Here is a 12,307-nt window from a genome sequence, read left to right on the forward strand (position 1 = left end):
GGATGACTGGCTTTAGACCACCGATGACAGCACGAACGAAGTCACGGTGTTTTCCACGCCCGGCAACGCGGAGATGTCCTTCCATACTTTGTGCACCCGCTCCGGACTGGCCGCGCCGACGCGCAGCATCAGGTCGAACTCGCCGCTCATCACGTCGCACTGGAGCACTTCCGGCATGGCTTGCAGGACTTGCAAGACTTCGGCGCCGCGCATGCGGTCGTAGCGGTAGACGAAGATCACCGCGTTGATGTTTGAAGACGCTTGCCCGCCCTCCCCCGTGCGCACCGTGTAGCCCTGGATCGCGCCGTCGCGTTCGAGGCGTTCGATGCGTTGGCGCACGGCGTTGCGGGACAGGTTGACCTTGGCCGCCAGCTCGGCGTGGGCGGCGCGGGCGTTGAGGCGCAGTTCGGCGATGATGCGTTCGTCGAGGGGGTCGAGAATTCGCTTCACGGGGCCTCCTTACAGCGTGCCGAGCAGTTGATGGAGGGTGTCGAGGTCGTCCGGCTGGATGCGATGGATTTGCGCCGGGCCATGCTCGGAAATTGGAGGCTGTTGCGCCGCAATGGTGATCCCCAGCTCGCCTAGCAGCGTCGCCGATTTGGCCGGGGAGATTTCCCCCAGGGTCACCATTGGCGCCACCAGGCTGCGCCGGTACAAGCGGGCCGCGAGCACGCCAGTGGCGGTGTGAGGATCGATGATGTAACCGGTGTCGCGGTACAGTGAGGTGATTTCTTCCAGGGTCTGTTCATCGCTGACCGCGTAAGAGTCGATGATCATCCGCGCCTGCAACCAGAACTCGTTGGCGATGGTCATCTCGCCGCTGGTTTCGAAGGTGGCCATCAGCGCGCTCACCGCTTGGTCATCGTGCCCGTAGAGCTCCCAGAGAAATCGCTCCAGGTTGGAAAAGATCGACAGGTCCATGGCCGGCGACAAGGTCTTGTTGGCGCGCAACCGGGAGTAGTGATTCTTCGAAAACAACTGGTGCAGTGCGTCATTCTGGTTGGTCGCCACGATCATCTGGGTGATCGGCAAGCCCATCTTCTGCGCAATGTAGCCGGCGTAGACCTCGGCAAAACTTGCCGCCGGCACGCTGAAACCAATGGGGCGCTGGCCACCGCCCAGTTGCAGCACGGCGTGAAAATAAAACACCAGTTGCGCGAGCACGCTGACCCAGTTGCTGGAGTTGAAGCTGATCGCCTCGTGTCCGGCGCAGGGCCAGTCCCGGAACAAGCGGGTGACGAGGGTCTGGCATTCGTCGAAGCTGCCATCGACGGCAAACAGATGAACCCTGGGATGGGCGGCCGCTTGCAAATGCTGGAGTTGTTCGTGGGGTACGCCGGCCTCGGGATAAATCACCACGACGGCGGTTTCTTCGCAGTGTCTGAAAGCCTCGATGGCCGCCAGGCCGGTATCGCCGTTGGTGGCGCCGATCACCACGGCGCGACGCTGGTGTTTCTGCAAGAAGTATTGCACCAGTCGCGCCTGCAATTGGGCGGCGAAATCCTTCGAGGAACGGGTCGGTCCGTGGAACAACTCCAGCACCCACTCGTTGCGATCCACCTGATGCAGCGGCGCCAGGGAGCGGTGGCTGAACTGGCTGCCGGCCTCCTTGAGCACGCGCTTGAGATCGGCCTCAGGCATGGCTTCGCCCACAAACGGGCGCATGACCCGATAGGCCAGTTCGTCGTAGGCCAGGGTCGACCAGTTGGCGATGTCCTGGGGTTCGAACAGCGGCAGTTCGAGGGGCACGAACAGCCCGCCATCCTCGGCGATGCCAGACAGCACGACCTTTTCGAAATCGACCTGCACGGCCGAATTGCGGGTACTCACATAACGCATGCTTGGCTCCGGCCATTTATTTGAAACGGTGTGCCTGTTCGACCAACCAGGTGGAAAACATCGCCGCGTCGGGGTGTTGATCGGCCCCGGAACTGCGCACGAGGTAGAACGATTCGCTGGCTTCGATGCGCAGGGTGAAGGGCTCGATCAAGCGCCCGTCGCCGAGCATCTCATCGACCATCGACGAGCGCGCCAGGGCAATGCCCTGCCCCAGCTCAGCCATGCGCAGGGTGGAAATCAGCGTGTCGAATTGCATGCCGGTGGAAGAGTCGACGGTGTCGGCGCCGACCCGGTTCAACCAATAACCCCAGCCCTCTTCGTAACCCAACACGTGCAGCAGCGGATGCCGCGCCACGTCCGCCGGCACCTTCAGCGGCGAGCTGGCCATCAGCGCCGGCGAGCACACGGGAAACAACGTGTCCCAGGTCAGTCGCTGTGAAACCAGGCCAGGCCATTGACCGTGGCCCCAGCGAATTTCCATGTCGTCTTCGCCGTCCAGTTCCTTGACCCAGATGTTGCTGATGTAGCGAATGTCGACGTGGGGATGGGCCTGGCGAAAGCCCACCAGCTTGGGCGCCAGCCAATGGACGAAGAACGCCAGGCTGCCGCGCACCTTGATCGGCCGGTGTTTATGTTGGCCAAAGATTTCGTTGGTGCCGACTGCCAAGCGGGTGATCGCATCCTGCACCACCGGCAGGTAAGCCTGGCCTTCTTCGGTCAGGCCCAGCCCTCGGGGCAAGCGCTTGAACAGCGCCACCCCGAGATGGCTTTCCAGTTGGCGGATCTGCTGGCTGACCGCACCTTGGGTCAAGAACAGTTCTTCGGCAGCGTGGGTGAAGTTCAGGCAGCGGGCCGACACTTCAAAGGCCCGCAGCCAGTTCAATGGAGGTAACGTCTTTTGCTTCATCCTACGGACCTCATTGACACCTCTTTTTGCCTGCCCCGTCGATGGCTAGAACGCATCGGACGGTTGGCCCAGGACGGCCATCGACAAGCGCCGCTCGCGGCTCCTGCGGGTAATGTAATACACGAAGTAACACCAGGCGATGAAGGGCAAGCCGAAGTACAGCGCCACGCGCTGCTCCGGGTCGAACGCGATGCCGACGCAGGCCAGGGCACAGCAAGCCAACGCTCCCAGCGGCACCCACGGATAACCGCGCACGCGGAACTTGAGGTTGCGTACATCACCGCCATTGGCGACGTAGTGGCGGCGAAACGCGATCTGGCTCGCGGCGATGCTCATCCACACCACCACCACCGCCAGGCCGGAGATCGACACCAGCGCCAGGTAAATGGTGTCGGCGGCAAACACGCTGCTGAGCAACGAGGCGGCGCCGCCGGCCATGCTGACGATGATGGCGTTGAGCGGTGTGCCCATGCGGGTCAGTGAAGAGAATTGCTTGGGCAGGTGACCTTGGTCGCTGAGGGTCCAGAGCATCCGCGAGGCGGCGTACAGACCGGAATTGGCCGCCGACAACAAGGCGCTGATGATCACGAAGTTCATGATGTCGGCCGAATACGGAATGCCGATGTAGGTGAACACAGTGACGAAGGGGCTCTCGACGATCCCGGCCTGTTCGCGGGGCAGCAAGGTCGCCAGGACAAAAATGGTCCCCACGAAGAAGATCGCCAGGCGCAGCACCGTGGTGCGAATGGCGCGCGGCACGTTGCGTTGAGGGTCCTTGGTTTCACCGGCGGCGATGCCGATCAGTTCAGTGCCCGAGAAGGCAAACGAGACCGCCAGCAGCGTCATGGCAATCGGCATGAAGCCGGTGGGAAACAATCCTTCGCGGGTGAAGTTGCTCAGTCCGATGCTGTGGGCCTGATCGATGTGCAGCAGGCCGAGGATGGCGCCACCGCCGATCAACAGGAACACCACCACGGTCATCACCTTGACCAGGGACAACCAGAACTCGGTCTCGGCGAACAAGCGCACCGACACCACGTTGGTCAGGAACACCAGGCCCGCGAACAGCGCGCTCCAGATCCAGACCGGCGTGTCGGGAAACCAGCGCGACATGAGGATGCCCGCTGCGGTGAACTCGGAGCCGATCGCGACCGTCCAGGTCAGCCAATACAACCACGCCACGGTGTAACCCGTGCCGGGCCCGAGGTATCGCGTGGCATAGGTGCTGAACGAGCCGGTTTCCGGCATCTGCACGGCCAGTTCGCCCAGGCACATCATCACCATGTACACCATGAGCGCGCCGATGATGTAGGCGATTACCGCGCCCAAGGGCCCGGCTTGGTTGACGGTGTAGCCGGAGGTGAGAAACAGCCCGGTGCCAATGACGCCGCCCAACGCGAGCATGACGATATGGCGCGTCTGCATTTCCTGTTTGAAGCCGGTGTGTTGTTGTTCTTTTATGGACATGGTTGTTCTCATGAAAGTTGTTAGGGCGCGCCGTTACGTCTGCGATAAGTCATAAGGCAGAGTCAGAACGCGTCGCCGCTAAGTTTTATTATTATTCCTATTCATGAACGCCCCACTGACAGCCTTGTCGTGGGGTATCACCGGTGAAACTTCAGTTCGCGGTCGCGGTGCGTGCGTGATGCGTGGAGGGTTGTTTGTTGGCCGGTGCCGGTTCATCCCGCAACGACCTGACGAAGGCAAATGCCTGCTTCAAGTCGTCGAGCAGATCGTCGGTGTCTTCGATGCCGACCGAGACCCGCACCAGCCCTTCGGAAATGCCCAGGGCCAGGCGTTCTTCCAGGGTGTTTTCGACGTGGCTGGTGGTGCGCGCCGGGCCGTAGATGGTTTCCACCGCACCGAGATTGCCAGCGCAGTGAGCGAAGCGCAGACGTGGCAAGAGCGCCTTGACCGTGTCCATGCCGCCGACCAACACAAAGCTGACGATGGCGCCGAAACCGGCCATTTGTGCACAGGCGACGGCGTGATTCGGGTGGTTGGGCAAGCCGGGGTAATTGACCGATTCCACCAGCGGTTCAGTGCAGAGGAATTCCGCCAGGGCCCGGGCGCTGGATTGCTGCTGACGCATGCGCAGCACCAGGGTTTTCATGCCACGGATGATCATGTAGGCCGAGAATGGATCGAGCGTCGCGCCGTTGATTTCGCGGTAGTGCCGAACCTTGGCCATCAGGGCTTCGCTGCCGCAGACCAGGCCGCCGAGCACATCGCCATGGCCGCTGAGGAACTTGGTCGCGCTGTGGATAACCACGTCCACGCCCAATGCCAGCGGGTTCTGGTTGAGCGGCGTGGCGAAAGTGTTGTCGGCCACGACCACGGCGCCGACACGCTTGGCCGCCGCCACCAGGCGTTGGATATCGAGAATTTTCAGGGTCGGGTTGGTCGGCGTTTCCAGGTAGACCAGTTGGCAGCCCTTGGCGATTTCACGCTCGATTTCTTCGTGATCGAACGTCTCGCACAACGTCACCGCCACGCCGGTGCGCGGCAGGAATTCTTCGAAAATCTTGTTGGTGCCGCCGTAGCTGTCCTTGGTCGACACCACACGGTCGCCATGGGCCAGAAAGGTGTAGAGCACGCTGCTGATCGCCGCCATGCCGCTGCTGAACGCCACCGCGGACTCGGCCATTTCCATCTCGCCGATCTTGGCTTCGAGGGTTTCGACAGTAGGGTTGCTCATGCGGCTGTAGATAAAGCCCGGGGCCTTGCCCAGGGCAACGTCGTACCAGACGTCGATGTCGTCATAACCGTATGCGGCGCTGACCACGATGGGGGTTTGCGTGGCGTTGTAGGGATGCCTGACTTGCTCCCCACCCCAAACCGCCCGGGTCCCCGCTCCTGCGTTATCAAGCCCTGCGCTGTCAGGTTTTTATTCATTGGGACTACTCGCACTGAGGAGGCGGACGTTGAGCCATCCGCCGGATCTGAGGGCCAATATAGGGAAAAGCCGCGCGGTCGAGAAACGATGTTATCGGTGCCAAAGGGGTGGGTTTTTTAATGGCTGGGTGCGAAGCAGCGACCTGCAATTCACCGATAAACCTGTGGGAGCGAGCTTGCTCGCGATGGCGGTGGGTCAGTTGCCATTGATGGTGACTGACACGCCGCTATCGCGAGCAAGCTCGCTCCCACATTTTTTGGCGCGTTGTTGATTTTGATGGCAGGCGGGCGCGAGGTGTCATGGTGTTGAAAGTCGGTAGGGAACTCTCCGCAGCCCAGCAGGAGCAAATCACGAACCAGCCTTCATAGACTGTAACCAGCGCCGATGGTAATCAGCCTGCTCATTAATATCATTGGTTAAATCTTTATCTTCATAGTCGAAAATATTAACTATATCAGCTTCATCTGCTGCCTCTCCCCAACGGACTTCATAGGCCACCACACCACCTGCCATTTGCGAACACATTCGCGACGGGAACACATTGATTTTGGCTCCTTTGCATAAAAACTTCACATCCGGAAAATCTTTTCTAACCATCCCCAAACACAAATATAAATCCGCCGCTGTGTAACTTCGCACCAATCCATCCGGCATCGTTACGGTCATAGCCATAATTTTTCGGTCACATTCAAAAACCGCGTGCTTAACGACGCCATCAATTTCAATTGCTACTGCTTTAGAAGTCATATTATCGCCTGTCAAAATTAGGTATCGAGTACCCTGCATAGGTTCCATCTTCATTCACTGGGGTTGCCCCTACTATATCTTTCCTATCAATTCCTCCGGGCACAGCTATTTCCACTTCCCTTCGATGTGGCGACATCAGACCTAGTTTTTTATTTACATCAATACCCGGCACATTTTTTAACACGTATACGTATCCGGGCTCATATCCAAAACCGGTCGCGAATTTTATTGCCTCTTTCCTTGAAGGGGTTGTACTTACATAAATACTAGGCGGACTTCGATTATCTTTAGCATGCAAAAATAGATCGGTACTCCATCCTAACGGCTCGAATCCAGTCTCAAATATTTCCCAAGGCTCTCGTGAGTCACCTCGATAGGTATAGATATCTTTTGGTTTGGTTTGAGGAAGCTTCGATTCCCCCTCATCCACCCCAACCTTCGCCGCCGGATCCTGCTCCCCAACCGCCGGCTTACACCCACCCTTTCCCGGGCAGTCCACCAACCCCAACGGATCCACCCACCCCGTCGGGTTCACCGTGTACCGATACCCGTTAAGCCCACCCGCCAACTTGCTCGGGTCAGGCGTCAAGTAACGACCGGTCTCGGGATTGTAGTAGCGGTGCCGGTTGTAGTGCAGGCCGCTTTCCGGGTCGAGGTATTGGCCTTGGAAGCGCAGCGGTTGTTCGAGTTGTTCGCCGCCGCCATGAGTCAGTTCGGTGGTTTTTCCATAGCCGTTGTAGCGCGCCGACCAGACGACCTGGCCACCATAGTTGGTCAGTTCCTGGGGCGTACCCAGGTGGTCGAGGTGGTAGTAGAACGGGCAGGCGTTGAGGCCTTTGCCGTCGAGCATGGCCAGCGGGCGGAAGGTGCCGGGTTCGTAGAGGTAGCTGCGGTGGTGGCGTGGGCTGCTTTCGGCGACGACTTGGTCGCCCTGCCAGAAAAATTCGGTGGTCAGGTCGTCCACGGTCTTGCTGATGCGTCGGCCGAAGGCGTCGTAGCGGTAGGACGTTTCGCGACCGTCCGCCGTGGTGACGCCGATCAGCCGGTGTTGGCTGTCGTAGCGGTATTCGGTGACGAGGCTGGGGGCGGTGCCGCGGCGCTCGCGGACCAGGTTGCCGTAGGCGTCGTAGTCGTAGTGGCGGTCGCCCTCCCTGAGCAGACGGTTGCCCTTGAGGGTGGTTGGGCCGGGGCGGTCCTGTATCAGCAGGTTGCCGGCCGGGTCGTTGGCGAAGTGTTCCGGTGGCTCGGTGTGGGAATAGTCGATGCGGATCAGGCGATCCAGCGGGTCGTACCGGTAATTGCGGCGGTTGCGGTTGTCGGAAAGGGTTTCAAGGTTGCCCTTGGCGCTGTAGGCATAATCGCGCCAGAACAATTGCTCCTGGTGCTGCCACACCGTCTGGGCCTTGAGCCGGCCTTGTTCGTCGTAGTCGTACCGGCTGAGCACCAGGCCCTGCTGGCGCTCCAGTTCGCGACCGCCGCGCATCTGGTGCTCGGTGAGCCGTGCGCCGTTCAGGTCGATGGCAGTCAGCGCACCGCCCTGGGCGTGGTGATAGTCGAGCTTGCTGTGGTCCGGCAGGCGCAGGTGGTTGAGCCGTCCGCAGGCGTCGTAGCCATAGCGCAGGGTGCCCCAGCCTTGGTGCTCGGTGATCAGTCGGTCGTGGGCGTCGTACTCGAAGGCCAGCGGATGGTCCGTGCCGTCATCGACATGCACCAGCCGGCCGAGCCGGTCGTAGCGGTACTCGATCGCCTGGCCGTCGGGCAAGGTCTTGAGCAGCAGGCGCCCGGTTGCGTCGCGCTGGTAGTGCGTGGCGCGCTGGGAACCGTCTTCGCCGTGCTCGGTTTTTTCCAGCAAATGGCCGTTGAGGTCATAGGCGTAGGCGGTGCGTTGGCCGTCGAAGCCGATCTGCTGTCGGATCAAACCGTTGGGCGTGTAGTCCAGCCGGTATTTTTCGCCGGATTCGTTTTCGATCTCGGTCAGCAACAGCCTTGCCGAGTCGTAGCGATACTTCAGCTCAGTGCCGTCGGGGTTGAGGCGGCGGCTGATCAGGTGCAGGTCGTCGGCGTATTCGTAACGGGTGACGCGCCCCAGTTCGTCGCGCTCGCTGGTGACCTTGCCGTAGGCGTTGTAGCTCCAGGCCCGGGTCGCGCCGGTCGGCAAGGTCACCTGAAGCATTCGCCCTACCGCGTCCCATCGGTAATGGGTAAGGGCACCGTGTTCGTCCTGGCGGGTCAGCAGCCGTCCCAGGGCGTCGTAGGAAAAACACCAGCGTCCGCCATCGGGCAGGATTTCTTCCGTCAGCTGGCCCAGGCGATTCCTGATGAAGCGGTGTTCGCCGCCGTCGGGGTAACGAATAAACAGCAATTGCCCATGGGCGTCGTAGCCATAAGCGGTACGTTGCCCATCAGGATCGACGGTTGCGGTCACATCGCCCTGGGCGTTGCGCCGGTAGGTCCACACGGCGTTGCCGCGTGAACGGCTGTGCAGGAAACCGTTGCGGTATTCGTAGGACGTGGGCTCATCGATGGGCGGAATCAGCGCCACCAGTCGCCCGACTTCGTCGTAGCGGTATTCGGTGACGGCGCCCAGCGGATCCTGCTCGGCAATCAACCGGCCCTGTTCGTCGTACGCCTTGAGGTGCTCGCCGCCATCGGGTTCGACCTGGCGCACCAGCCGCGCCCGGTCGTCGTGGACATACACTTGCTGGCTGCCGTCGAGGTGCTGGACCGTGACACGACCGTCCTCGCCCCAGGTGTAGCGGCTGTCCATCTGCGCGAACGAGGCCCAGTGCCGCACGCAACGAGCCGCCCGCCCGGCGCCCTGCCATTCCCAGTAGAAGCTGGCCCCGCCGGCCAGTTGTCGCTGGAGGATGACGTGCTGGTCGTCGTAGTCGTAGCGTTCGCTTTCACCGACGGCGTTGGTCGCTTCGATCAGTCGGGAACGTCCGTCGTAGCGGTAGGACGCCAGGGTCTGTTCGGTACGCCAGGCTTCATCCAGGCTGGCGGCTGGGTGGAAGGATTGATAATCCACGGCGATCAGCTGACGCTGCTCGTAACGCAGCCGCAGGGCGCGTCCGGCACCGTTGTCGAGGCGGCTGATGTCGCCGTGGAGGTTGCGCTGGATCGTCAGGCGGTTGTCGTACCGATCACTGAGGGCGGTCAGACGACCGTCGCGAAAATGTAGGAAAGGTGCCTGCTCGCCGGGCTGGGCGATGATCAGCTCGTCCGGCTCGGTCCCCAGGTAAATCGCGGCGCGGGCCAGGCTGTTGTGGATCGCCGGACGCCGGGTATCGGGCAGTGGAAACGGGGTGCGGCGGTTTTCCTGGTCGACCCAGATGACCTGCTGGGCCTCCAGCTCCAAGCGATGGGCCAGGGCATGGCTCCAGCCGCGTCCGAGCCCAACGTCCAGGTCCACGGCGCTGGTGCGGTACAGGCGGGTGAAGACAAACGGCAGCCGACCATCGAGCGTGCCGTCCTCGAGGGTCAGCAGTTCTTCGCCGGTGACCATCGACACCGGGCAACCGCTGGTTTGGGTCTGGGCTGCGGTGTCGGCGCTGTCGCCGTTGGGGTTTTTCGATTGGGCTGGAGCGTCGTCGTGGGGTTCGTGCCTGCTCAGCCGCGTAGAGCCTTGGGATTTTTCCCGCGCCACGGCGGCCGGATTGCTGACCGACAACGGCGGTGAATGCTCAGGGGTGATGTTCAGAGGTCCGACAGGCGTCGGCTTCAATGGCGCACGCTGGGCGCTGATCGCCACTGGCTTGAGTACGTCGGCATGTTGCTTGAGCCGATCGGCACTGAGCTGGCCCAACCTCAAACTCGATGCCAGCAGCCACTCCCGGGCCCGCTCCGAGCGCAGTTGCCGGAGCACTTTGCCGCTCATCTGCACGCCCAGGCCCAAGGGACCGGCCAGACGTATCAAGAGGAAGTTGATCAGGACTGAGGCGCGCATCTCCCCGACGACTTCGGCAACGTACTGCGGCGGCAGCATCCGCAGCCAACTGCCGAATGCCGCCATATGGACGAAGAGCAACGGCTCGTCGCTCAACACCATCAGCGCTTTGGCAATCGCCTCGGAAGAAGCTTTCAGTAATTGTTCGAGCTCGGTTTGGGTCAGGTATTCGAGCAACTTTTCGCTGTTGGCCTGTAGGTCGGCCAGCAATTCGAAGACCTGTTTAACGTCGTCCCACAGTGCGTGCAGGGCGTTTTCGAAGCCGCGCCAATCGGCTTGCTGCAATACGCCGTAGCGTTCGAGAAACCCGGCGTCGGAAAACTCCGTCCACAGCGGTTGAAATTCGTTTTCCCACTCCGCCTTGAGCCAACCTTCCAACTCGCCAATCACGTCTTGGTAGGACGCGTACAAGGCTTTGAGGTGATCGGTGGTTACATGGGGAAAAAAGGTGATGCGGTAACGCTGGCCGCGCCAGCATTTTGGGACTTCGAGGATGCCGCTGGGGCCGATTACATCGTGGACCGGCTCGCCGAAGGTTTCCTTGCCCGGCTCACCGCCGGTGACCGGCTCCAGCATCACCGGGGTGTCGCCAATTGGCACGAAGCGCGCCGCTTGGAACATGTGCACCAGCGTCAGTGGTCCGCCCGCCGGACAGGCGACCACCGTGGCGCTGACGGGTCTGTCGTGGTTTTTCGGTGCCGCGAGGGACACCTCGTTACCGACCTTGAACACTTGCTCGACATCCAGCGCCCAGCCGGTCCAGAAACCTTCGGCCCAGGCGTCGTAGTCGTTCAGGCAGTTGCGAAAGTCCTTGAAAACCGCCTCGACATCCGGCTGTTCGGGGTCCATGGCCGCCACCACCAAGTTACCGATGGTGTTGTTCAGGGCCAGGAGTTTGTCGGGGGCAAACATGCGGGAATCTCGCGGTGCGGGAACGAACGCGAGACTCTGCCGACGATGGCTGAGGAAATAAGTCAGGGAAAGAAGCGGCGGACGTAGGGCGATTCGCTAAATTCCGCGTCCACCGCAGATCCCTGTGGGAGCGAGCTTGCTCGCGAAAGCGGTGCGTCAGTCAACATCGTCGGCGGCTGTTCCACCGCCTTCGCGGGCAAGCCCGCTCCCACAGTTTTTGATTTCTGCTGCCCAAAGTTCCGCGTCCACCGCAGATCCCCTGTGGGAGCGGGCTTGCTCGCGAAAGCGGTGTGTCAGTCAACATCGTCGGCGGCTGTTCCACCGCCTTCGCGGGCAAGCCCGCTCCCACAGTTTTTGATTTCTGCTGCCCAAAATTCCGCGTCCACCGCAAATCCCCTGTGGGAGCGAGCTTGCTCCCGAAAGCGGTGTGTCAGTCAACATCGTCGGCGGCTGTTCCACCGCCTTCGCGGGTAAGCCCGCTCCCACAGTTTTGATTTCTGCTGCCCAAAATTCCGCGTCCACCGCAAATCCCTGTGGGAGTGAGCTTGCTCGCGAAAGCGGTGTGTCAGTCAACATCGTCGGCGGCTGTTCCACCGCCTTCGCGAGCAAGCCCGCTCCCACAGTTTTTGATTTCTGCTGCCCAAAATTCCGCGTCCACCGCAAATCCCCTGTGGGAGCGAGCTTGCTCCCGAAAGCGGTGCGTCAGTCAACATCGTCGTCGGCTGTTCCACCGCCTTCGCGGGCAAGCCCGCTCCCACAGTTTTTGATTTCTGCTGCCCACAATTCCGCGTCCACCGCAAATCCCCTGTGGGAGCGAGCTTGCTCGCGAAAGCGGTGCGTCAGTCAATATCGTCGGCGGCTGCTCCACCGCCTTCGCGGGCAAGCCCGCTCCCACAGTTTTTGATTTCTGCTGCCCAAAATTCCGCGTCAAACCGCAGATCCCCTGTGGGAGCGGGCTTGCTCCCGAAAGCGGTGCGTCAGTCAACATCGTCGTCGGCTGTTCCACCGCCTTCGCGGGCAAGCCCGCTCCCACAGTTTTTGATTTCTGCTGCCCAAAATT

6 protein-coding genes and 1 pseudogene are annotated in these 12,307 nt (G+C 61.2%); all 7 read right to left on the reverse strand.

Annotated features, from left to right (window positions below; genetic code table 11):
• Window positions 1–12: 12 nt before the first annotated feature.
• The 7 genes and pseudogenes from PFLQ2_RS04055 to PFLQ2_RS04030 all read right to left on the reverse strand — a co-directional run bounded on the left by PFLQ2_RS04055 (window position 13) and on the right by PFLQ2_RS04030 (window position 11,247).
• Complete coding sequence (locus PFLQ2_RS04055; protein ID WP_003185850.1) at window positions 13–450, reverse strand: Lrp/AsnC family transcriptional regulator; 438 nt, start codon at window positions 448–450, stop codon at window positions 13–15.
• Between the two features lie 9 nt (window positions 451–459).
• Window positions 460–1,839 carry a threonine synthase gene (gene thrC, locus PFLQ2_RS04050; protein WP_003185853.1) on the reverse strand — a complete coding sequence of 460 codons (1,380 nt, stop codon included), beginning with the start codon at window positions 1,837–1,839 and terminating at the stop codon, window positions 460–462.
• A 16-nt stretch (window positions 1,840–1,855) separates the two neighbouring features.
• Window positions 1,856–2,746 carry a LysR substrate-binding domain-containing protein gene (locus tag PFLQ2_RS04045; RefSeq protein WP_003185854.1) on the reverse strand — a complete coding sequence of 297 codons (891 nt, stop codon included), beginning with the start codon at window positions 2,744–2,746 and terminating at the stop codon, window positions 1,856–1,858.
• A 45-nt stretch (window positions 2,747–2,791) separates the two neighbouring features.
• Window positions 2,792–4,213: an amino acid permease gene (locus PFLQ2_RS04040; protein WP_003185858.1), complete on the reverse strand. Its 1,422-nt coding sequence runs from the start codon at window positions 4,211–4,213 to the stop codon at window positions 2,792–2,794.
• 151 nt (window positions 4,214–4,364) lie between these two features.
• Window positions 4,365–5,633: pseudogene (locus PFLQ2_RS04035) on the reverse strand (cystathionine gamma-synthase family protein); the annotation flags it as partial.
• Window positions 5,634–5,990: 357 nt separating this feature from the next.
• Window positions 5,991–6,389, reverse strand: coding sequence for a hypothetical protein (locus PFLQ2_RS28225; protein ID WP_033046303.1), 399 nt, complete (start codon window positions 6,387–6,389; stop codon window positions 5,991–5,993).
• A gap of 1 nt (window position 6,390) precedes the next feature.
• Entirely contained in the window at window positions 6,391–11,247 is a 4,857-nt protein-coding gene (locus tag PFLQ2_RS04030) for an RHS repeat-associated core domain-containing protein (RefSeq protein ID WP_003185863.1), read from the reverse strand.
• Between the last annotated feature and the right edge of the window lie 1,060 nt (window positions 11,248–12,307).

Origin of the sequence: Pseudomonas fluorescens Q2-87 (assembly GCF_000281895.1) — a bacterium.
GTDB lineage: Bacteria > Pseudomonadota > Gammaproteobacteria > Pseudomonadales > Pseudomonadaceae > Aquipseudomonas > Aquipseudomonas fluorescens_S.

Excerpts from the sequence above, each read along its gene's own strand:
- thrC (WP_003185853.1), bottom strand. The coding sequence starts at position 1,839 with ATGCGTTATGTGAGTACCCGCAATTCGGCCGTGCAGGTCGATTTCGAA.
- PFLQ2_RS04045 (WP_003185854.1), bottom strand. The coding sequence starts at position 2,746 with ATGAAGCAAAAGACGTTACCTCCATTGAACTGGCTGCGGGCCTTTGAA.
- PFLQ2_RS04040 (WP_003185858.1), bottom strand. The coding sequence starts at position 4,213 with ATGTCCATAAAAGAACAACAACACACCGGCTTCAAACAGGAAATGCAG.
- PFLQ2_RS28225 (WP_033046303.1), bottom strand. The coding sequence starts at position 6,389 with ATGACTTCTAAAGCAGTAGCAATTGAAATTGATGGCGTCGTTAAGCAC.
- PFLQ2_RS04030 (WP_003185863.1), bottom strand. The coding sequence starts at position 11,247 with ATGTTTGCCCCCGACAAACTCCTGGCCCTGAACAACACCATCGGTAAC.